A 24,831-nucleotide genomic window follows, 5' to 3' on the forward strand; every position below is an offset into this window, starting at 1 on the left:
ACGTTTGATAAACGGCCTACGTCGTCATATCGATAAACGACATGTTCGCCGCTTGGGCCGACCAACTCGCTGATCTGTCCTTCTGAATTCCGGATGATCGTCAAACGCTCGCCCGACGGGGCAATCAAAGCACTATCGGTCACACGCAAGAAGACTTCGCTTGCTGCCGCTTGAATACTGTGGAGCTTGTACCCCGATTGTGTGCGCTCGAACGTGTGTCGCTGACCGGATGGTGAAATCAGCGTAAACGCGGTTTCACCAACCGCAACGAGACCGGGATTGTATGGAAGCCCACTACCGATTTCGTAGTACGAATTGCCCGCTCGACGAAGGTTGGCGCGGGGCGATTCGAGTTCCCACTGTGCCGATGTGTCTGACGTCCAACCAGGGACAAAGGCTTCCACAGAGCCGATCGCTTGGCTGGACGGTTCAAAGCGAAAGGCGACGCGTTCGCCTGTTGGCAATGTCAAATACACCCGCCCCTGATCCGTCATTGCGGGGAATTGCCCCGAATCGTTGTTGCCAACATCCAACGACAATTGCGGGTTGAACAGCGGAAAGGCCCACTTGTTACCGAATTCCGAAGCCGCGTTTGTCATCGTCAGCGAGTCGTGTACTCGCGAGATTGGAACCGCGATACCCGCCAGCGAGACTGTCATATCGACCGCGACTTCCAGCAATGCGCCAGACTTTGAGACCGAATTGATTTCGATCTCATGGTTGTACTCAGACTCGAGCCCGCCAAAGTCACTGGCAGTGATGTGGAGGGTATAAAATCCGTTGGCAAACAAGCTCGGATCGATCGCGATGTTTTCCGTAATGCTGGTCGTCCCCTCGGAGATCAGCACGGCACCATTACCGCCCCTTGGGATTAGTTCGACTTTGTACTCGGCAAGTCCCGCATCCGAAATGTTGACGATCAAGTCTCTCGATTCGGTAAAGATCGGTGGGGCGAGCTGTAAGACCTCAATTCGTGGTGCAGTGAAATCAGCCGGATCCCGCACATACAGAGGCGACTTCGTCGTTGTCGTGCGTCCTTCGGCATCCGTGACAGTTGCGGTAATTTCGAAACGTCCTGGTTGGACGGAAACGAATGTGCCGCGTCCTAGTTCATCGAGAACGATGATTTGACCGTCAATCGAAAGTGTTGCGTTTGCCAGTTCAACATCGCTGTCGGCGATCGGTTCGATCGTGATCGGTTGGCCTGGTGATGCTGGGAAACTTGGCGTGGTAACAATGCGTAGCTTCGGTCCAGACGGCTCAACCGAGGCGACAATTGTGATCGGTCGCTCGATGGCGAGGTCGCCATCGGTTGCCGTGACACGGACGGTGTAGGTACCAGCTTGAAAACTTGCCGCGGTCCAGCGAATCACATGATCGGCGTCAAGCGTTGCACCGGCGGGAAGATCGCTTGCGGAAATCGTTACCATGTCGCCATCAGGATCACTGGCGAGGACGGGAATTTCCAGCAATTGGCCGATTTCTGCTTGCCGAAAACTTGGCAAGGTCAACGACGGTGAACGATTGGTCGAAAGGACGCGCACGTCGACATTCAACGCATCGCTGGCACCGCTCGGATCGGTCACTTTAAACGGAAGGACAAAATCACCGGCAGAACTGTAGTCCACGTCCCAAATCACAGTTCTTGAAAGCGGATCAAACTTAAAACCATTTGGTGCGACGCCATCAAAGTCAAAGACGAGAGATTCACCATCCGCGTCGCCCGCATTGACTGAGAAAATCAGTTGGTCGCCTTCGCGCGTGTAAAGCCTCGGCAGCTTGCTGAAGACAGGTGCAACATTCGTGTTGGTAACCGTGATGAAGACGTCTTCACTGCGCGATCCGGCACCGTCAGTAGCCGTCAAGCGTATTCGATAGGTCCCTGATTGTGTCGCGTTTGGCGTCCAGTTGAAGGTTCCTGTTGTCCCGTCAAATGACGCACCTGACGGCAGACTAGCTGCCACACCGCCGCTGATCAGTCCCGCCGTAAACGAAACGGTATCACCATCGGAATCTGCAGCGGCCGCGGTGAATGATAGCGTTTGCCCTTCCGCGACGGTTTGTTCGCCGATTGGATCAAGAGTCGGGCGAATGTTGCTGTTCCGAACAGTCAACGTAATCGTACGGGTGTCCGTCAATTGGTTGGCAGCATCGCCATTCCCTGAATCTGTCGCGGTGAAAGTCAGGGTGTAGGTACCGATATCGGTTTCGGTTGGTGACCAAGTGAATTTGCGCCGTCCATACACCCCGGTGTCGATCAGTTGACTTCCCGATGGTAGACCACTTGCGACAACCGTTAGCGCATCCTGATCATCATCGCTGAGAACCAAATCCAGACTGAACGTTGTATCAACGAGAACGACGCTGTCATACAACGGCTTAAATCGAGGAGGCTCGTTCTCGCTCGTGATTTGCAATGTGAACTGAGATTGCGATTGCAGCGGAGATGGCCCATCCAGCTCCGTTGCGATCACCGTCACTAATAGATCATCACGATTGCCAGGCAGCGGCGAAAGTGAAAGCGTGCCGGTCCCGTCACCAAAATCTGTGAACGTCGCGAAATCGGGAAGCACCGTTGATTCGCCGAAACGAACGTCCAATTTCAATGCGGATCCTTCGAAATCGGTCGCAACGATCGGAATATCGAGCGTTTCCCGGACCGCTAGAGTCGTTGCGGAAATGGATTCGATTTGAGGTGCGAAATTCGCATCCGCGACATTGATCGAAACGACGACCGTGTCACTTGTCGATGTACCAGTGCCATCACCATCGTCGGTTGCCGTGAAAGTGATGTCATACTGCCCCGAATCATTGAAACCAGGCGTCCAAGTCAACAGCTGACGGTCGTCGTCAAACGTCGCACCACTGGGCAGACCTGACACTTGGTAAGTCAAATTCGGGAGCAGCGTTTCAAAATCGACGTAGAAATCGTCCCCAGTCGTGGTTGGACTGGTCGGCGCCACGGGGAACTCGGGATCAAACGCAGCCACGCGAAGATTGAAGGTTTGCCCTTCAAAAATCTCAGTCGGGTCGATTGTCGAGAAACGAACCTGACCATTGACGTTGTTCACAACAATGTGCGCCGTTTGTTCGGTGCGGGCATCACCATCATCGACGGAAAACTTCAAGTCATAGACACCATGTTGGTCAAAGCCCGGTGTCCATTCGAAAATCCCCGTATTCGGATCGAGGTAGGATCCCGGTGGCAGATTCGACGATTGATAACGCAGGTTGTCACCATCTTCGTCTTCACCCAACAATCGGATCGTCAGTTCGTCTCCTTCGTTGATCGTTCGCGAAGCAATTGGTTGCAACCTCGGCGCGACATTATTCGCCGCAATCACGATCTCGAACGACACACTGGATTCGACAAAGCCATCGCTGGCAATCAATGTGACGTCTTCATACACGCCGGCGGCACTGCCGTCGGGACGCCAACGAAGCATTTGGCTGTACCAGTCAAAGACCGCACCGGGTGGCAATCGATCGGCAAAATAAAATAGGTCGTCGCCATCCGGATCAAAAGCGCTAACAGGGATCTCGATCAAATCGCCTTCGGTAGCGAAGACGTCGCCGATCGGAGCGACAATGGGAGCTCGATTTGCGCCGCTGACATCGACGGTCCAAGTCTGACGCTTGTAGGCTCCGCGGGCATCATAGGCCCGTAATTCGAAGTCAACGTTTGTCGCGGCATCCTTTCCGGGCGTCCAAGTGATCTGTCCGGTCGCCGCATTGACACTCGCACCCGCCGGAGCGTTGGCGAGGACGTACGAAACGGTCGCGCCGTCCGGATCGTCAGCCTCGGCATCGTAGCCATACGCGGTATCGATCGAGGCAAATTGCGATGGAGACGTGCTGAACAAAGGCAGCTGATTCGGTGGCAACGTCGCCAGAATACGTGGCTGAAAGTTTAGATCAACAAGGTTTGGATTTGCGATGGTGATCGTTTGCGGCGACGACGTACCGTGAGCCTGTAAGACCTCTCCATCAGCCAAAATCTGATAGCCATTCGCATCTGCGGGGGCGCCATCGTTGCCAAAGAAGACAACCGAACTATCACCCAGTTGGTCGAACATCACGTTGATCGGACCGGCGATGTCAAAATCAGCGGTGTTGCTGACCACAACGTCGAACAACAATGTGCCATCAGCGCGGTTCAAACGTGTATTGGAATAAGCCAGCGAAGTAGAGATCGACACGTCTTCAAAGACGCGGAACGTCGTGGTGTATCCGTTTCCGCCGATCGCAATCCCTTGCTCACTCTCGACCTGTGCCGCAACCGTTAACTCGTACTCCGCCGGTGACAAGGTTTCGAAAAGTAAACTTGCACTGCGTGACTGGGCATCGTATGCGACGGCGCCGATGTTCACGGTTTCACCGGTGTCACGGTTCTTGAGCGAATAGTTCGAACGTTGGTTCCCGGCAGCGGGATCGTTGTTCGATTGCAGGAGTCCCACATCAAAAACAAGTTCCGCTTGGTTGGCGCCGTCTTTGATTCGAGTCTCGATCACGCGAGGCGCGGCAACGGTAAAGAACACATCAACTTGCTGGCCTTGCGTTGCCAGGAAGCGTCCTCCACTGATGGGCTGAATTTCTTCGACTCGGCCACTGCCACCGGTCGCAATCACAGTCTGTCGAAGTGAAAGCGGGTCAACGATTGAAATCGAGCCCTTTGATTCATGACCGACAATCAACGCGTCTTCATACAGCGAGCCGACGGGCCCAATGGCGAGCGATTCGGCGCGACCTTCGATCTGTACCACCGTTTCCGCTCGTCCACGGAAATCGAATCGCAAGATCTGACCACCGTTGGGCCAAGCGGTTCCGTACAACACTCCGTCGCGCGTGACGGCCAGCGAATCGGCACGAACATCGCTGAAAGGGATCAACTTTCGAGTCGATGTATTGAATCGACTGATTCCCGAAGTCGTAGAAACATAGATTTCGGTCTGCCCGGGAATGGCAGCCAAGCCCAATGCGATGCCGGCTCCGATGCGATCGAGCACGGCACCTGTGTTTGGATCCAGTTGCAGCAGACCTTGGCCGCCTGTGGACGCCCAAAGTTGCCCGGATGCATCAAACACCACATCGTAAATTGGCGAGGTACTCGGTAACGCGGTCAATCGATACTGAGCGGTCGCAGGATCGAGCCCGGCCGGGATTTTGAACAGTTCGTTCCGACCGGCGCCGCCAGAAAGGTAAATCGATCCATCGGGCCCGACCGCCATTGCCAGTGCGCCGATGTCAGCACCGCTATTGCCAGGAATCGTAGTAAAGCTCTCAGCTGCGAGTGGCCGAATCACACGATTGAATCGACTCGGCTTTGCGGCGCTCGTTTTCGAAGGGATGCCGAACGCGATTTCATCGAACAGGCGATCCGCGACGGTTGTCGGCTCCGGCGTCGCTTGTGGCAGCGTAACCGTGGGAGCAATCGTCACACTGGGAGCCGAACCGAGGTTGATTTCTGGAACCAATCGCGGGACGCGAACGCCGTTTGGTACCGGTTCGATGTTACCGGCATTATCAATTGCCCGAACCAAAAACAGCGGCGATTGCCCCTCTTCCGCTTTGTAGACGAACGATGTCTCATCCGTTCGATACAACACAGACCGATAGCGTGTGCCACCGTCCAATGAAACCAACAGCGAGTACGTGGCAATCCCGCTTCCGCCTTGGTCATCGGCGGATGACCACTGGACTTCGTAACGATTTCCGCCCAACGGCAAGACACTGACCGTACTGGTAGGCGCAACCGCATCAAGCACCGCCGTCTGTGTGGTGCTGTCGATCGGAGCGTCGTCATCGATCAGCCAACGCGCGGTCATCTCGATCAAGTCACCGGTCGCCAGTTGGTCACTCGAACCTGCGGCTTCGACATTGTTTGCTGACGCCCAGAAACCGACAGTCAATGTCTGTCCTGGTTGTAACAAACCGATCGCCGGATCAACGGGTGGTAGTCCGTCACGACCGTCAACCGCACGTAACAAGTACGACGCGACACGTGTCGTCGCATCAACTCCTGCCGTGACTTGCAAGACGTAGCCTTCGGTATCGGTGAAATCGAATTCGCCGACGAAGTTGGGACGGCCAGCGGGTAGCGGAATCTGCAGATCACCAAGTTTGATGTCGGCCAACTGGAAACTTCGTTCGTCCAAGGTGTCGTCCAGCGGAATCAGCACACGGATTTCCCGCGCCGCATCGACAGCATCGACGTCATAGGTCGCTTTTGCCGTGTATGGCAACGGCGTCGCGATCGGTACAAAATTATCTCGTCCAAACCCAGTCGGTCCTGTCAACTGAACGTCGCTACCAACGGATTCGCCGAGCCCCTCCAAATTGAATGCAATCTCATCAGCAACTTCGCCAGATTCAATCAACGGCGGTGGGCCGGCACGGAGCTCAAATGTGACGAAGGACGTCGGATTACCCAAACCAAGATCGAATGCTTCAAAGTCCGGTACAGCCCCACCCGAATTCGCATCGGGTGTGTGCCCATGCAAAGCCCGCAGCTGTTCGATGAACCACTCCATGTTGCTGGCGGCGGTCGCCGGACCGATGTTTGCATCATCGATGATCCCTCGTCCTGTTTCGCTTCCAAGCAATCCGCCAATGACGGAGAAGAATGCGTTGATGTTTTCCGCTTTCCCGTCAGCCGTTGGTGGACGATCTTCCGGTCGCAACAGCCCTTGGTCGGTGAGTGCATCGAGATAGAGACTGAAGAAAGCGTCCGCGTCAGAGGCAAACGCTTGGAGTGCCGACAGGGAATTGATCCTGAATTGGGTGACAGCTTCAGTTGTCCCTTCAATGTCTGGAAGATTTTCGATGTCCAGGTCGATGATCGTCGTGCGCAGCGTTTCCGCTTCCGTCCGTTGGTACTCGATGTACTCGGCCGAGCTCATCGGTGTCGCGGCAGCGGCGACATAGAAATCGAAGGCTAGATCATCGAGTTCAAACGGACTGAGGTTCCGTAAAAAGTCGGGGTCAGATTCCAGCTTCTCTCGTAAGCCCGGATAGATCGTTACCGCTGATCCGATTTCGGTGACACCTTGGTTTGGCAGGTCGATGGCAACACCGCGCACGGTCAGCTTGCCGTCGAGATTCAATTCTGGGGCAATTGCCGACGAATCAAAGGTACTGATCGAGTCAAACAATGGCGCGATCGTTGTCGCGTCGCCGCGCAGCCCCGTCTGCACGGGCAATCGCCGGACCTGGAACGAGGTCTGGTACCTTGTTCTCGATGTTCGGAAATGCGAATTCAAACACCGTGTAGGGCGTGTCGACGTTGGCGAGGTTTTCGATCGCGAAACCGTAAGCTCCTGTTGCCCCCAGATCGATTTGACTGGGACCGCCAACCCCGACGTTCGAGGCCAATACATCAGCGGACTCGACTTGGAACCGGTACGGGTCGATGGCAACACGTCCGTCGGGATGCAGCACTTCGACATCGTATAAACCCTGTGGTGCGCCACGCAGATCAAAGACCGCGATCATTTTTGTCGCGTCAACTCGGTTCACGCTGACCGGCGCAAATTCGGCAAGGCTGGGCCGGACCAATCGAATCGCCGCTTGCTCGGGGAACTCGGCGCCATCAACGGTGATCGTGACGTATCGATCATCACCGCCAGAGTCGGGCGAGACTCCGGTGATCCCGAACGGTAGCCGCGTTGCGGTTAAATCGACGTCGTATTCACTTCGCAATCGAGGATCATAGTCACCATCTTCGGTATCGATGCGCACTCCCGCTTGGGCAAGCAGGAAGTACCGTCCGCCCAACGTTTCCGGGATCACCAACGTTTGATCCGCGTTCAAGTACCCTTCGTACGCGGCGTCATAATCGAACGGCGAAGGCAATCGCTCGTAAGCGACATAAAGCTCGTGTGATCCGACATCGTCTAAACTGTCGAGACTGATTTCGATCGTTTGTCCCGGAGACGCGTCAAACTGAAACAGTCGGCTGACACCCTGTGCGAGTTTGTCACCAAGCGGCACATCCAGTCGCAACACCGGTATGGTGACGTCAACGACATCCGCCGACGTCAAGTTATTGTTCCGATTGTTTTCGCCTTCGACGACATCATCAAAAATGTCTGTTCGAACGATGATTCGGTAACCATCCGGCAACACAGCTGGCACTTCAAAATCCAGCGTCGACGTGTATTGCTCTCCCGGTTGCAACGTCCGAACGCCTGGTGACTCGACACGTCCAAGCAACTGGTCGCCAATGTCCCACACATTGTCGGCCGACAAGTACGCCGCATCAGCAACGCGGGCCTGCGTCTTCGCATTGCCGCGATTTTCGACAGTCCATGAAACGCTGGCGACGTCGCCTACATTCGCGGAGGTCGGCGCGATGATACTGATTACTTGCAAGTCGGACGGAGGCGGTTCGACAATCAGAATCGCACTGTTCGACACCGTGATATTATTGGTTTCATCACTCTCGATCACTTCGCCGTCTGGCCGGGCCGATTGTGGGATATCTGTCTGGACGATAATGAAATAGTCACCGGTGATTCCACGAGGCATACGTGCCGAGGTCGACACAGTGACGGTTTCTCCGGCCGACAACGGAGAATCGCGTCGGATCTGTGCGATATAGTGGTCGCTCGACGGATCCAGGAACCGATCTCGCGACAGATAGACGCGATCAAAGAATGGCGTCTGCGAATCAGGCACCGCACCGCCATCGTTGCTGATTGAATAGCTGAAATGGATGTCGTTTCCAACTCCGATCACATTCACCGGTGGTGACGATTGGCTGACAAAGTCGACCGTGTCGACCACCAAATCAGGAGCTTCGACGTATTGAATGTCTAAAGGGGTGATCGCTTGATTGTCGCCCTCGTCGTTGAACTCTTCGACGACATCGGTGATTCCTTGAAGCCGAATGTTGCCTTCGGCGATCGGGTACGGCAGCGGACGGAAGTAGGTTTGATTCCGAAAAATTGCGTCCGTTTCGGCGATGACATAGAACTGCCCACCGATGTTGTACGGCAAACGGACTTGTAACTGCACGTCATAGCTTTCGCCAATCGCCAGTGCGCCTTCACGGAATGCTTCGCCCAACCAAATGTCATAAGCGTCCGAGGACGTGTCCGTCGAAAGGTAAACTCGATCGGGCCATTTCGACTGACGTGTCTGACGCGTCCCGTTGTTGGTGACGGTGAACGAAACATCCATCAACGATCCGCTGTTCGGATCAGTGGGCACCGCCGACAAATTCGAGATCGTCAAATTGGGTTCGGCATACTGAACCGCGATCTCATTGGACGTTCCGAAGTTATTTTGTTTTTGGCCTCCTTCCCAAACACGCGATTCGAAGTACGTCGGCCAACTCGGAAAACTGTCTTTTCCAAAGGCTGACAGGTTGGGCACACCTCGGCGAACCGAAATGTTTACAAAGACATGTGCGTACCATTTGCCGCTACTTCCGGGCGGCGACAGAACCGTGACGTTGTCGTTGTACGTCGAACCGACGTCGAGTGGTCCGTCGAGTACCTTGGTTTTGGTCGCAACGAGTGAAGCGCGTGTGTGGTCAAAGACGGGGTCTTGAGACAAAAAGACGAATTGCGTCAGGCTGCGTGTTTCCGCGTAGGTCGCCAAGTTGCCGGTATTGCGGACCGTCCAGTTCACCTGAATCGGCTCACCCGAAAAACTAGTAGGTGATGCGGATACGGATTGCACCGTCAAATCGGCGATCCCGTCGGTGATCGCTGCCGCAGCAGAACCGACGTTGTTGTCGGTGAACGGCCCCTCGTAGACTTGTACCAGGGTATTGCTTGGGCCGGCCAAGATCGCGACAAGCTCGGATCGAGAAAACTTCTTGATGTCACCGATTTGCGTTTCACCTATCGGTTTACCGGTGGCAGCTTCGACGCGTTTCAATACCGCAGCGACTTCCTGAAGGAACTTTTCTTCTTCGGTGAGCGCGACTCGCGGATCAACATTGGTCCGAACCAGCAAGTATTGTCCCTTGGCCGAAGGCGGCAACGTAAACTCGGCTTCCTGCGAGTATTCTTCGCCCGTCTGGAGTCGCCCGGAATGCGGCAAAGCGAAGACCAGCTGATCGCCGGAATCGAACACTGGGTCATCCGAGACATACACAGCGTCCGCCCAGTTTTCACGATCGGTCGCGGTGGGCCCGATGTTGTCGACTGTCCACGAAAGCGAGACCGGTTGCCCACCGACCAGTGGATCAGTGCTCAACACATCAACCGTGCGTACACGTAGGTCAGACGGAGGCGTTAGCAGGACATTGATCGGAGTGCTTGTGTAATTGTTGCCCTCGAGATCATTCGGTGCGTCAGGATTAGTATTCTCGGCGAAGGCGACTTCGTAGACGCTTCGGTAGCCGTCCGCATAAACGGTCAAGAAGTACTGCCCGGTCAGGCCCTTGGGGACGCTTACATTAGTGGTCGCTTCATACGACTCACCGACATCAAGAACCCCGGTGTGACGGAACGTACCAATTTGACGGTCACCACGTCCTGGCTTTGGACCATCTGTTCCTAATGTCAACCAGATTTGATCGGTCCAAGAACCTGGGTCCGTTACGCCTGTGCCGCGGTTGGTGACTTTGTAGCGAACCGTGAAAGAACTGTTGTCGAACGTGTCGGCAGGTCCGCTGACGAAATCAGCGACCAGATCTGGCGGAGGAACCGGATTGGCATCGATCGCAACTGCGGATGAATCACGGTTGTTTCCATCATTCGGAAACTCGTCAACATTGCCTTTGGCGTCGGTTTCAACCAAGACAAACCAATTTCCAGAAATCGCTCTTGGTATCAGAAACGATCCCGTCGTCGTGTACTCGGTCGCACCACCATTGGGCGAACCGGCGAACGCCAAAGCGGACCCGTTCTGAAATTCGCCCAATAGGATCGCGCCAGAGGTACTGCTGGAGGATGACGAAAGCCAAACGCGATCGGTCCATCGACTACCACCGGAAGGTGTATCTGCGGTCCCGGCATTGCGAACCGTGAACTGAACGTCGATTGAGGTTCCTGCGGTGACCATACCGCCGTATTGACTATCGACCGTTACCTGCAGATCCGGGCGAGGACGGTAATTCAAAAGCAAAGCATCCGACACACCCGTATTGTCAGTCTCGACCGCCTCGATCACTTGATTGCGATAGTCTGTCTCGACATAAACTTTGAACTGCCCTGTCGCTCTTGGCAGCGTCACCAGTTCGGTGCGACGGATCGAATTGCCTGGACCAAGTGAGTCGGTAAAGTCAAACGTTCCGAGCAGATAGCTGATCGCCGAATTGTCTGTCGATTTTAAGTAGACGCGATCAACCCAACCGCCTTCGGTCGCACCGTTGCCATCAAGCGCGTCATTTTCCACCACCCAACTGATTTCAATCTGGCTCCCATCGAAGAATCCTTCCGGCGCATTGGGGATGATGACTTCGTTGTTTTGAATGATCAGGTTCGCGGTCGGTGGCACGTAAGTGACATCGAATTGTCCGCTACGCGCTTGGTTGCCGCCTTGATCGTCATAACCGCCATACAAAAATTCGTACGGCCCTCCCGTTCGCACGTAGACGTAGTAGTCGCCGTCCAAATCGCGTGGCAGTTCGAACGATTCAGTTCGGGTGTAGGAAGCCCCCACGGCCAACGCGCCACCATGTGTGCTGCTGCCGATCAGCCGTAAATCAGTCCCGTCATCTTTCTTTGAAACGTAGACGTAGTCGGTCCAGGTATCACGATTGGTGGTCGCGATCCCGCGATTTCCAACGGACCAATTCACCTCTAGCGGTTGCCCCGAAGTAGGCTGTGTTTGCGTGTTGACGGTAACATCACTGACAAACAAGTCGCTGTAAGTGCTGGTCGCGACATCAACCGGATGGTTTGGTGTTCCGATATTTGACGCATCATTTTCAAGCTCGTAGACGGCGTCCGTGGCATCGGTTTGCACATACAGTGTGAACCGACCGGTCGTCCGAGCGGCAAGAGCAATGATTTCGGTACGGGAGTAACTTTGTCCTGCGGGTACGGCACCATCGTGCTGGAACTCGCCAATCAAACGGTCGTCCGCATCACCGAAAATATCGTCGGTTGAAAGGTAAACGCGATCCGTCCAGGAATCAGTTCGCCCCGGACCGGCACCGACGTTTTCGACCGTCCAGCTGACTGTCAAATCCACCGGATCACCGATCAACAGTTCTGGGGCAGTCACCTCCGTCACCGTTAAGTCTGCATACGGGAACCCTGTAACCTCGATCACGGCTGAAGCGGTCCCGATGACTTCACCATCCCCTTCCGCCACTTGATTGGCAGCGTCCGGGACAACAATCAGATTCCATGAACCAGAGATTCCGTCCGGGAGAGTAAGACTGATTTGCCGCGCGACACTGGCGTCAACCGCGAGATCTGCTGTGGCAATGGCCTCGCCGAGTAATTGATCATCATTCGAAAACGCATCATCGCTGGACAGATAAACGCGATCGATCCAAGTCGATGAAGCTGTCGCGTCTCCTTGATTGAAATCTTCCCAGCTGACCAACAATGATTCTCCGCTGGTCGGCGTTACGCCTGGCTGTAGCGTGATCGCTTGAATGATCAGATCCGGAAGTGGCTTTTCCTGAACCGACAGCAGGTTCACACTTGACGAAACGTTGTTGTTTTCGACCGTCGGTTCGTAGACCACATTGGTTGAGTCCGCTTCGACCAAGACGTACCAGTCTGAAAGTGTCACATAGCTAGGGATCAAAACCGATCGGGTCGTGGTATAGGAAGCGTCTGACTCTAGGGCACCGTTGTGGGTAACGCTGCCCAGTAAAATATCGTTCCCGCGATTCTGGTCGCTACTCAAATAGACGCGATCAACCCAAGAACTCACGGCCGTGGTTGCCGATCCGTCATTGCGCACACGCCAAGTGACATCGACGGTCGCACCTCGGTAAGCAAGCGCCGGAATACTGATCGCATCGACGATCAAGTCGGCCGGTGGCGCCGCTGCCTCGATCGTCAAAGGACTTGTCAGCAAGTTGTTCGACTCGTCCTCTTCAAACACCTGTTCGGCCCGATCAACCATAACGAACAGCGTGTACTCACCCGATTCGATAAACGGAGTTTCGAACTCGATGGTTGCATCGTAGGATCCGTCAACAAGCAAGTCGACTTGTCGGTTTAAGGTACGAATAATGATGTCGTCGCTATCGCCATAGACCGCGTTTGTGGACAGCACCAATCGGTCTGACCAAGGGTTCAGCGCGTCCGAAGCACCCGTGTTCGAGACGGTGTAGTTGACGGAAATCAGTTCGCCGTTGAATGCCGTTGTCGGAATGTTGTTCGGCGTGATGACAAGGTCCGGCGCATCCAACCGCAAAATCCCGCGCGCTTGATCTTCACTAGGCTCCGCGCCAATACCATCGCCGTCTTGATCCATTAAGTTTCCGACGACATCGTTGATCAGCGGCCCCAGCGTAAACGAGTAAGCGCCGAGCGCCGTTTGTTTCGCGAACGAGACACGGAACTCCGTCGACGACATCATGATGATTTGACTGATCGGGATCGCGCCGTTGGGACCGACGAGCGTAATGTCTTGCGGCGTAAACGTCGCCGGATTGATCGGCTCGTCAAACGTGTAATCGATATAGTCGTACGGCTTGTTGACGAAATCCGGAACGAAGCTTGCCAACTTTGGACCGACCGAATCGATTGCAAAGAAGTCGGAATAAGCGTCTTGGCCTGCTTCGCCGGTAATCCCGTCACGATCCTGGTCCATCGGCAGCCCACCGAGGTCTTCGATGTTGGGGCCGACTTCGATTGTGTAGTTGCCGTTTTCTGATTGTGCAGCGAAGCTGACTTCATAAGTACGGCTTCCAACTGCGGTGATGTTTGTCACCGGGATTTGGCCGGAAGGACCGACCAAACGCAAATCGGCAGCCGTAAAGCTGCTCAAGTTCACCGGTTCGCTGAACGTGATCTGGGCAGTCGACAGTCCCGGCCCAACGGTATTCATCGGCGAGAAATTGGTGACATAAGGTCCGCCGCCAGCGATTTCCAAACTACCAAAATACCGGTCATCAAGTTCACCTTCGACGGCATCGCCGTCGGAATCCATTCGGTTGCCGGCAAGGTCCGTGATGTCTGGCCCGATGGCAAATTGGTACACGCCGTCTTGCGTCGTCCGTTCAACGATTACTCGGAAGACAGTCGGAGAAATTCGCACGATGTCGGTGACAGTGACCTCCCCGCCGGGACCGGTGATTCTCGCGTCACTTGTCGCGAAACTGTCAGGATCGATCGCGACGTTAAACGTGATATCGAACTCGGTCAAAGCCGAATTGATCGTGCCTGTCGGGGTTTGGCTGACCACGCGAAGGGGGTCACGTGTCACGCTGATGCGATTGGTGTAGCGATCCTCAACCGCCTCGCCGCTGAGCCCGTCAGCATCTTGATCCAACAAGTTTCCTTGGACATCTTTTACTTTCGGATCAATCTCTAACTCGTACACGCCGTTTTGAGGCTGCGCCGAGAAATCAAGTCGGAATCGAGTATTCGTCGCGTCAAGCGTCTTCACGGCGTTGATGGTGATCGCTTGGCGTGGCAAATGCGCAGCGGACCGAACGGCCAAACCGTCATTCACGGTATCGCCGATCAGTTTGAAGTCAGCGTCAAAGGCGGCTTTTACACCTGGGGCTGCAGACAGCTCCAATGCACTACCACCTGACCCCTGGAAATAAACCATTCGAAGCGGGTAGTCGCCAGCTTCCGGAAAAGTGAACGTCACCAGATCGGTTTGGAATCCTCGCGTCGACGCATACTCCGTTGAGAAGTCACCGATTTCGAGACGGTATCCGTCGTCGGAGCCGATCGCGAACGTCCATTCGCCAGCGGTAGGAATCGAAATCGTTGCGATTGCATCGACCGCGAAGTAGCTGCCTTCGATCAAGAGCGGCAAGTTGTCAGTGAAATTGCCAACCGTCGTTCCGGTATTCAGTTGCCCTTGTTGCTCGATTACGGTCTGCAGATCCAATAAACCAGAATCAAGCAACTTGACTGCCGCGGCGAGCGTTGAGAACGAGTTTTTCGCTTTCACCGCACGAACGCTGAAACCGGGCTGGATGTCGCTAGGTTCGTGCGCGTCGCGAGCCGCCACGATTTCAGGCGGATAGATTCGGATTGAGTCCGTTGTCAGTGAAGCCGGATCGATCGCTTCGTCAAACGTGATTTCGATGCTCGACAAAACTTCGGAACTGGTTCCCGAAGGCGTTTGCGAAATGACACGTGGCCCGGTCTTATCAACCCCCAACACCACGAAAAAGACGTCATCTTGCGCTTCGCCAGCAATCCCGTCTGCATCTTGATCCATCGCCGTGCCGACGGTTCCGACCACGTTCGGACCGATGGAGACGGTGTATGAACCTTCGAGCAAAAAATCATTGCTAAACGTTAATACGACGCTTCGGTCATTCAGCCGGTCGACCTTCTGAACCGACAATGCCATCGGTCCAGTGACCGAGACATCTTCAGGTTGAAACGAACTGAAATCGATCGGTCGATCAAAGACAACGTTCAGCTTGGCTTTGGGCACGAATGGGTCAAGCGTCCCGCTGTCACGCAGAGAAAGGATCTCCGTTGCGGAGACGCTCCGTTCAATCACGGACACTTCATCAATCTTGCCGGTGAAGAAGTTGCCGTTGTTGTAATTCGAACTGGCGATCCGTATGCGGCGAGATGTCGGGACATAGGCGGTACCGACATCGACGCTGTTTTTCAGTTGGCCATCGATGTAGATCGAGAGCGTCGTCCCTGCCAAAGTCGCAGCGACATGAGTCCAAACGTCCGTTGACGCAGCGATTCCGCTATCCAGCATCGCCCCGTTTTTGTAGCGAGCGACATAGTTTCCCGCTTCGATTCCGATCGACCAGTCTCGTCCTTCGTCGTTACCGCCAACGATGTTGTGATGCTGGTCCGTGGTGACGATGGTCGGATACACCCATGCAGCCAACGTCCAATCGGACGCCGGTGCCCAGGCACCAAGATCGACGTAATCGCCGTCGCCATCGAACGCGAACGCCGAACCGGTATCGTGGCCGGCTGCATAGCTAGTATTGCCAGCTAGTGTACCGTTACGAGTTCCCCACTGATCCGTCGCGGTGTTCTCCGCTTTGTATTGGTGATGTGGTAGCTCGCTTGTCACGCCGTCGCGGACGACGTAGCTGACTTGTGGTCCGACCGAGATTGCTGGCGGGCTGGTCAGGAAGTTTGAGTAATTGACGTAGTCCGATACATTTTCACCATCGGGATTGTCATTACTCGTTCCATCTGCACTGGACGGATCGTTGGGACCGAGAGGGCTTCCCCACCAATTGTTTTCGAAATTGGCCAAATCAGGATCATTGCCAGCGTTACGAACCGCGAACGTGTTACCGTCGAAAAAGCTGTTCGTCACCGACGCGGACTGACCGTTGGCGATGTAGATGCCAGAATCGTTCACACCGTTGTTGCCAACGACCACGATTCCCGAAGCGGTCAAACTTCCGCTGACAACTTCGATGCCACCATGCCCATTTCCCGAAGTCGTCGCGGTGTCGATACGACCGCCTAACATTTCGACATTGGCACCATTCACAACCCCAAGTCCGGCTCCATACGACTGGTCGATCACAATGTCCGTGAGCGTCAGATCGGCTTCGGCGCGAATCGCGTATGAATCGCCAGTACCGACTCCGTCGCCGTTATTGTCACCTGCAAATCGCACGTGCACGTTCGATAGATCGCTTCCTGGATCGCTAATGACCAGGCCTTCCCAATAGCCTGGATAGATAGCGCTATTGCCGTTCCCGGTCGCGTCGCCGCCAACGGTATCGTCAGCAGCCGCGGTAAAAACGATCGGCAACTGGGGTGTGCCAATCGCTTGGAGCGTCCCTCGTTCAATATCCAGAATGTATCCGTTGTCGAACTTAACGACGGTCCCGGCCGCAATCGTTAGGTTCGCAGGACTGTCGGTCGATGCTGTGCCGACGCGCAGATCGCCGCCAACGATATGGATCGGTAGATCTCCATAATCCCAGCTCCGATCCGAACTCAGCACGCCAGCAGGAATCCAAATCCGATCGCCGCCCAAATTCCCGCTTGCAGTCAGTTGGCTGACATTCGGATCGGCGTCAAGGTGGAAGTAGTAGGCCGCTCCATAATTGTCTTCGGCGTGAACATTCTGCAGCGTTGGTGCACCTGAAAAGACTTCAATGCCGCGAGAATATCCGTTGGTTATCTTCACGTTGGTCAGGCGAGTTTGTGTTTCTGGCTCCGTGCCGGTGTGAACGAGTTCGATCGAGCCTGTTGCACCAGTGCCTACGCCGTCGCCGTTGTTGTCACCGGCATAGCGGACTTCAACGTTTTCGAGGACATTCCCAGGGCCTTGCAGACGCAGCGACTCCCAATAGCCCGGATACGGCTGACTGTCGGTGCCGTCACCGTTGCTGTCTCCACCGGCGCTGTCGTCTGTCGCTGCCGTAAACACAACAGGATTACTTGGTGTTCCGATTGCGACCAATGTTCCGTCGGTCGCATTGATCCGATATCCCGGAAGCAATTTAACGACCGTGCCAGCAGCGATATCAAGCGTGACATCGTCGCCACCGCTTGGCTTCGTGACGGTGAGATCACCCGAAGTGATGTGGATCGGCAGCGAGCCGTAATCCCAAGTCCGATTCGTCTCGAGCGCACCTGATTGTATCTCGATTCGGTCGCCAGCCAGATTTCCTTTTGCAGTCAGCCCAGACGTGTTCGGATCGGCAATCAGGTTGAAGTAATAAGGAACTCCGTAGCCGTCTTCAACGTAAAGGTTTTGCAGGGTCGGTCGACCGGCATAAACATCAATTCCGTTTTCGTAAGACTTGGCGATCTTTACCGAAGTCAGTTGTGCTTGCTCACTTGCTATACCGCCGACATAGTTGACAGCGATCGCCGGCACTCCACCGACACCGACACCATCGCCGTTGTAGTCGCCAGCATAGTGAAGCTCGACGTTAACCAACCGGTTGTTCGGTCCGGTCAGTACAAGCCCTTCCCAGTAGCCCGGATACGCGGCGCTGGACGCAGCGTCGCCATTGCTGTCTCCGCCATATTGGTCGTCTGTAAATGCTGTGAATACGATCGGTTCGGAAGGTGTTCCGACCGCATGCAACGTTCCGGTCGTCGCGTAGATCGCATGCCCGTAGTCCATCTTGACGATCGTGTCAGGTGCAATCGTCAAGACAGCCGGAATTCCATTGGCATCGCTTTCGATCGCCAAATCGCCGGAAAGAAACACTGGCAAGACGCCATAGTCCCATGTGCGATCTTCCTGCAACGTTCCGCCGTCGATCTGAATTCGGTTGCCACCCAGGTTCCCAATTCCGGTTAAATCATTGGTTTGCGGCGCAGCGTTCGCAAAGAAGCGGAACGGGATTCCGTACGAGTCGTGAACATGGATCGAGTCCAGGACTGGCGCGCCACTGACTACGTTCACACCGTTGGAATACGCACGGGTGATGTTGATGTGCCGCAATTCGTTTTGCAGGAGCGGATCACGACTATCAAAATTGACGTTGATCACCGGGACGGCACCGACGCCAACTCCGTCACCGTTGTAGTCACCGGCATAGCGAATGTTGACATGCTCCAACCGGTTGTTTCCAGTTTTTAAATCAAAGCCTTCCCAGCGCCCTGGATACGGTGCGGTTGCGTCGCCATCCCCGTTTGAATCACCCGCGATGGCGTCATCAGTAAGTGAAGTGAACACGATCGGCAGTGACTCTGAACCGACCGCCTGGATCGTCCCAGAAGTCGTGGTAATCAAAGCGCCACTACGCATTTTGATGACGGAACCGGCGGCGATCGTTAAGTCGACCGGGTCTTCATTGGCATCGGGCCCGACCGCCAAATCCCCCGCGACGTCAATCGGCAATGCACCATAGGCCCAATTACGATCGGACTTCAGGACGCCACCGTCGATCACGATTCGGTCACCGGCTTGATTGCCACTGCCATTGATCCGCAACACTTGCGGATCGGCGATCAACGCAAAGTGATACGGTACGTTGAAGGAATCGTTGACGGTGACATCACGCAGGATTGGCGCGCCCGCGTTGACTTTGACGCCGGTCGAAAACACATCGGTAACCGTGACATTCTCCAAGCGGTTCTGTTCGCTTGGCAGCAGACTCGTGCTGTTGATCGCAACCGCTGGCGTCGCCCCCACACCAACTCCATCGCCGTTGTAGTCACCGGCATAACGAATTTGAACGTTCTCTAAAACGTTGTTCGTGCTATTGAGCGAGATGCTTTCCCAGAACCCTGGATACGGTGTTGTCGCGCTACCATTGGCATTCGAGTCTCCACCGACCGAATCGTCAGAATTGGCGGTGAACACAATGGGCTCAGTGACGGTACCGATCGCTGAAAGTCGTCCGGTATCCGCGATCAACTCCGCAGCGTTTGAAAATTTGACGACGGTGCCGGGTGCAATGGTCAGCGTTGCCGGGTTGGACTCGTTGTCTTGACCGATCACCATGTTGCCGGACGTCAGTTCGATCGGCAGATCGCCATAGTCCCAAGAACGGTTTTCAGTCAGCGTTCCAGGCTGAATCAAGATTTTGTCGCCAGAGGTGTTCCCTGTCGCGGTCAAACCGCTGACTGTCGGCGCGGCATCTTTGCGAAAGTAAAACGCGCCACCTGAATCAGTGACCGCAACATCAATCAACGTCGGCTTTCCAGATGCGACGTCGATCGCCGTGCTTCGATTGTTGCTTAGCGAGACATTGCTGAGCGTCGTCTGTTGACTTGCCTCGGTACCGGTGAAATTGAGTTGCAACGCCGGCACGCTACCGGTCCCTATGCCGTCGCCGTTATTGTCGCCTGCGTAGCGGATCTCGACATTTTCGAAGCGGTTGTTCGGGCCACCGATGGCAATCGATTCCCAAGCCCCAGCGTACGGCACCCCCTCGGTCGTCCCAGTCAGGTCTTCACCAACGCTATCGTCCAATGCAGATGTGAACACGATGGGTGAAAGCGCCGATCCGATCGCTTCGACAGTACCATCGGAAAACAATTGCCGCGCGGGAGCGAACTTTACGACGGTGCCTGGTTCGATTTGCAGCGTCGCGCCGCTGGGTACCGAAACGTCGCCGGTCACGTGTACCGTTCCCGACCAAACTTCATCGGCAGCAAGTGTGCCTGACACCTCCCGCGCGAGCAGTCGGCGAGCTTCCAATTGCTCGGCGCGCGACCGTCGCTTTCGGCGTTTCAGCCGCTGCTTCGGGGCGGGTGTTAATTGACGAAACGGCCACTTCCAGTCGCGTTGATTGCTCATCGATGCAGCAATTAATAGAGGAAATCATTTCACAGCGAGCCAGACATCCTCTCCAACACAGCCCCAGCGCCAGAGAGGGAACTAGCGATCACCTAAGGTTACCTAGAATGCCCCTTTCGCGAGTGTCCAATTCACCTGCCTGTACAGATTTTCGCAGGTCATTTGCGGGATTCCGCAATCACTCCAGCTTCCGATTGGTTGATTATCGACCAACCTACACCGCAACACTGATGACTGGCCTTCTCGCTACAACCGCGTACGAGGCTGCGACAGGTGCCTTCAACGACATTAGACGCGGCGTTCGTCAAAGAAAACGCCTTTCGCGAAGGCCTATTTAGGGGCGTATTGGCATGCTGCGGCAAAAGACCAATATCACAATCACGTCTGCACACCACTGGACGCAGCGGGCGCTGACCTTTGGTTTGCTCCGTCAGTCCGCTGCAGCAAAGTACTCACCGCCAAATGGCAGTTGTCATCTATTGATCGAGCTGCTTGCGGAGTGCTTTCATGCCTCGATGGAGCAGTCCGGCGATCGCTCCAGTTGACTTGCCGAGTTCGTCTGCGACTTCGCTCAACTTCATGCCTTCTAAGTAGTGCAGGCGTACAGCGTCAGCCTGGGCCTCGGGCAACTTGTCGAGCGCCTCGCTGATCTGGATCACGCTCTCGCCCAAAGCAACATTTTGGCTCGGAGAACGATCCGATCCGGCGAGCAGCCCTTCCAAACGCATCGACGAAGCGGCCAGCTTCTGTTCCATCGACTGCTCACGACGGATGTCGCGTTTGTCGCGGTGCAAATCACGGTCGAGGTGGCAGAGGTGGTGAGCCAAAATCTGCCGTAACCAAGCCATCAACTCGGCTTCGGTGCCGCCGCGGAATCCGTCGAAACCCGCGACCGCCTGCATCATCGCTTGCTGGACCATGTCCGAGGCTCCGATCTTGGCCTGGTACGCCTGCCGCATTCGGGTCCTCGCCAACATCCGTAGGTAGGGTTCGAATTTGGCGATCACGGAAGGATCCGAAGCGTCGATCGGGGCCGAATGGGGAGAAGTTTCGCTCATGAGCAGAGTTTGAACGCCGAATACGCGCCGACGAGAAATCTTGTTTCGGTTAAAACTAGGCGAACAGATTAAACCACGTGGATTTGCACGGACGGAAAACCAAATGGCACGAGAGGCAGTGTATCAACAATCGGACCCCCGCGACCCTGGTGATGATGATGCCCAGCCGCAAAATTCGGGGCCGGTTTCCGATCCATCCTCGCCAAAACCTAGCTCAAAGCCCTTGTCCGAAGAAAACGACGGTAAATTGCGGCCGACTCGTCTGGACGAGATGGTCGGCCAACAAGACGTCATCGAACGATTGAAGATCGCGATCGGCGCCGCCCTACGCCGCGGCGAACCGCTCGGACACATCCTGTTCGATGGCCCCCCGGGTCTTGGCAAAACAACTTTCGCGACCGTCATTCCTGCAGAAATGGGGACGACGCTGCAAATGGCAAACGGTGCGGGACTGAGCGCCCCCAAAGACCTACTGCCTTACCTGACGAACGTCTCTGCCCACAGCGTTTTGTTCATTGACGAAATTCACCGTGTGCCCAAAGCGGTCGAGGAATACCTCTACACCGCAATGGAGGACTTTCGGATCGACATCGTGCTTGGCGAAGGCGTCAACGCGCGGACGTTGAATTTCGAACTCCAGCCCTTCACGCTGATCGGGGCGACAACACGGGCCGGGATGCTGAGCGCGCCGTTGCGAGACCGTTTCCAAATCCGCGAACACCTCGGCTGGTACACCCAAGCTCAACTGACCGACCTGATTCTGCGGAATGCAAAAAAGCTGTCGATCGAAGTCGAAGAAGCCGCCGCAACTGAAATTGCCCGCCGCTCCAGAAGCACACCGCGCCTGGCAAACAATCGCCTTCATTGGGTCCGCGATTACGCACAAGTCCGCGCCAAAGGCGTCGTCACTCTTGGCGTCGCCCGCGACGCGCTCGACATGATCGGAATCGATCGGTTGGGCTTGGACAAACAAGATCGCAATTACCTCGAAACCTTGATCCGAGTCTTTGCCGGCGGTCCAAGCGGTTTGGAAGCGATCGCGCATACGATGAACGTCAGCAGCGACACGCTCGAAGACGAAGTCGAACCGTTCTTGCTCCGCAGCGAATTGATCGTTCGGACCCGACGCGGACGGATCGCGACGCCCAAGGCATTCGAACACCTCAAGATGCAGCCGCCTTCCGTCTAGGCACTTCCAAAGACATCCGCGTAGCCGCTTGCAACGTTAGTTAACGCATCCATGCTGAAAAAAGAACGCGCGGAGCGAGTGCTCCAGCGACTCGAAGAACTTTATCCGGAAACGCCAATTCCGCTGGACCATTCGGATCCATTCACGCTTTTGGTCGCCGTCGTCTTAAGTGCCCAGTGCACCGACAAGAAAGTTAACGAGATCACCCCGGAGCTGTTCCGCCAAGCTCCCACCGCAAAAGCGATGTGGGATCTGGGCGAAGCGAACGTCTTGGAAATCATCCGCCCACTCGGATTGTCCAAACAGAAAGCGAAGGCTCTGGTCAAGCTCTCTGAAATCATCGAGACCGAACATGGCGGTGCCGTCCCCGAATCGTTCGACAAGCTCGAATTACTACCAGGTGTTGGGCATAAAACGGCCAGCGTCGTGATGAGCCAAGCGTTCGGCCATCCTGCCTTCCCGGTCGACACACACATCCACCGTTTGGCTCAACGTTGGGGCCTCACTAACGGCAAGGATGTCGCCCAAACCGAAGCCGACTTAAAGAAGCTGTTCCCGAAAACGTCTTGGAACAAGCTGCATTTGCAGATCATTTTCTACGGCCGCGAACACTGTTCCGCACGAGGCTGCGATGGCACGCGATGTGCGATCTGCCAGGAACTCTATCCCAATCGCAAACGCCCCTTCGTAGCGAAGAAACCTTAGGGTCGGCTCCTCCGTTCTTAATCGCCTATTTGTGTTAATCATTGGACTTAACACGCTGATTTGCGACAGACGGATTTGGCCCCCACCCTCGAACGATTAAAGTTGTCGTTACAGCGAATCGGGCTTGTGATTCGATTCAATTTTGCATCCGCCCCAATAAACCCCAAGAACCGATGCCAGCCAACTGGGACGCCGTCGCCGAAAAACTTGCGCAAGCCGACACACCCGAGATCGTTGTTCGATTGTTCCGCCAGCACTACGAAAACCTTTGCAGCGGAAAAGAAGCCACCATTCGTGAAGCCGAAATCACCCCCGTCGACTCGGTCGTTGACGCAGATCACTTGGACGAGGCACTGGAAGCGGTCGGGCGAGAAAACTTGGCCGCGACAGCTGTTTTGAAACTCAACGGCGGCTTAGGAACATCAATGGGGCTCGACGGCCCAAAATCGCTGCTGCCCGTTCGCGGAAAACAAACGTTCCTCGAGCTGATCCTCCGTCAGAACGAAACGCTGGGCGTCCCACTCGTCTTGATGAACAGTTTTTCGACCGAAGAACAAACCGCGGCCGCTGTCGCCGACTTTGATGGCGAAGTGGACGTCATCTCATTTCTGCAGCACCAAGTTCCCAAGATCGACGCCGAAACGATGGCTCCGGCTGAATGGCCGGACGATCCTTCGATGCAATGGTGCCCGCCTGGTCACGGCGATATCTACGCCGCGCTGGTAACCAGTGGAACTCTTGAAAAACTGCTGCAACAAGGTCGACGATACCTGTTCGTTTCCAACGCTGACAATCTCGGCGCGACGCTGGACCTCAGCATCCTAGGTCACTTCGTCAGCAGCAACGCGTCCTTCATGATGGAAGTCGCCGACCGAACGGCAGCCGACCGCAAGGGGGGGCACTTGGCACGCGACAAAGAAGGCGGACTATTGCTCCGCGAAAAAGCCCAGTGCCATCCCGATGAAGAAACACAATTCCAAGACATCACCCGTCACCGATTCTTCAACACCAATAACCTGTGGATCGATCTGCAGCAGCTCGACGCATTCCTGAAAGCAGGTGACGGGACGGTCGCGCTGCCAACGATCACGAATCGCAAGACCGTCGACCCAAAGGACTCCAGCTCGACTCCGGTCTTCCAACTTGAAACCGCCATGGGCGCCGCGATCGAAGTGCTCCCCAACACCGATGCGATCCGCGTCCCACGTTCTCGGTTTGCACCGGTCAAAACCACCGGCGACTTGTTGGCCGTTCGCAGCGACGCTTATGAAGTCCGCGATGACCACTCGGTGGCTTTGATCGAATCACGCGGTGGCGTGCCACCGTCGATCAGCCTGGACGACAACTATTTCAAAAAGATTGCCGACCTGAGTGAACGCCTGCCCGTTGCACCTTCGCTGTGCAAGTGCGACACACTTACTGTAGAAGGCAACTTGTCGTTTGCAGCTGGCGTCGTGGTCGACGGTGATGCTGTTTTGAAAACAAGCTCGGACGCGGCAACGGTTCCCGCCGGCACTTACCAAGGCGAGCACCTGTTCTAGGCGTTCGATTCCGCAGCGTTCGTCTCAG

The 24,831-nt window shown here is 55.4% G+C and carries 6 protein-coding genes (1 of these 6 running past the window's edge); 3 read left to right on the plus strand and 3 right to left on the minus strand.

Translation table 11 applies throughout. The features are described from left to right. The 3 genes from CGZ80_RS03595 to CGZ80_RS03605 form a co-directional block, all read right to left on the minus strand. Nucleotides 1–7,193, minus strand: the start of a protein-coding gene (locus CGZ80_RS03595; protein ID WP_143543723.1) for a putative Ig domain-containing protein. 16,984 nt of this gene lie to the left of the window's left edge; only the first 7,193 of its 24,177 coding nucleotides appear in the window; its start codon is at nt 7,191–7,193; its stop codon lies beyond the left edge, outside the window. Further along, nucleotides 7,144–20,310, minus strand: coding sequence for a CARDB domain-containing protein (locus CGZ80_RS03600; RefSeq protein ID WP_094411450.1), 13,167 nt, complete (start codon nt 20,308–20,310; stop codon nt 7,144–7,146). The genes CGZ80_RS03595 and CGZ80_RS03600 overlap by 50 nt, the downstream gene beginning before the upstream one ends. A gap of 476 nt (nt 20,311–20,786) precedes the next feature. Then, the gene (locus CGZ80_RS03605; protein WP_094411452.1) at nt 20,787–21,368 is read right to left on the minus strand and encodes a sigma-70 family RNA polymerase sigma factor; all 582 of its coding nucleotides are present in this window, start codon (nt 21,366–21,368) and stop codon (nt 20,787–20,789) included. 103 nt (nt 21,369–21,471) lie between these two features. On the opposite strand from CGZ80_RS03605, the gene ruvB reads away from it, so the two are divergent. The 3 genes from ruvB (at nt 21,472) to CGZ80_RS03620 (ending at nt 24,803) form a co-directional block, all read left to right on the plus strand. Beyond that, nucleotides 21,472–22,557, plus strand: a complete 1,086-nt coding sequence (gene ruvB, locus CGZ80_RS03610) for a Holliday junction branch migration DNA helicase RuvB (protein WP_094411454.1) — start codon at nt 21,472–21,474, stop codon at nt 22,555–22,557. A gap of 51 nt (nt 22,558–22,608) precedes the next feature. Further along, entirely contained in the window at nt 22,609–23,262 is a 654-nt protein-coding gene (gene nth, locus CGZ80_RS03615) for an endonuclease III (protein ID WP_094411456.1), read from the plus strand. Between the two features lie 173 nt (nt 23,263–23,435). Next, complete coding sequence (locus CGZ80_RS03620; protein WP_094411458.1) at nt 23,436–24,803, plus strand: UTP--glucose-1-phosphate uridylyltransferase; 1,368 nt, start codon at nt 23,436–23,438, stop codon at nt 24,801–24,803. Nucleotides 24,804–24,831: the final 28 nt, after the last annotated feature.

The organism is Rhodopirellula sp. MGV, from assembly GCF_002251265.1.
Lineage (GTDB): Bacteria > Planctomycetota > Planctomycetia > Pirellulales > Pirellulaceae > Stieleria > Stieleria baltica_A.

Bases quoted from the DNA above. Each gene is read 5' to 3' on its own strand.
- ruvB (WP_094411454.1), top strand. From the start codon at position 21,472: ATGGCACGAGAGGCAGTGTATCAACAATCGGACCCCCGCGACCCTGGT.
- nth (WP_094411456.1), top strand. From the start codon at position 22,609: ATGCTGAAAAAAGAACGCGCGGAGCGAGTGCTCCAGCGACTCGAAGAA.
- CGZ80_RS03600 (WP_094411450.1), bottom strand. From the start codon at position 20,310: ATGAGCAATCAACGCGACTGGAAGTGGCCGTTTCGTCAATTAACACCC.
- CGZ80_RS03620 (WP_094411458.1), top strand. From the start codon at position 23,436: ATGCCAGCCAACTGGGACGCCGTCGCCGAAAAACTTGCGCAAGCCGAC.
- CGZ80_RS03605 (WP_094411452.1), bottom strand. From the start codon at position 21,368: ATGAGCGAAACTTCTCCCCATTCGGCCCCGATCGACGCTTCGGATCCT.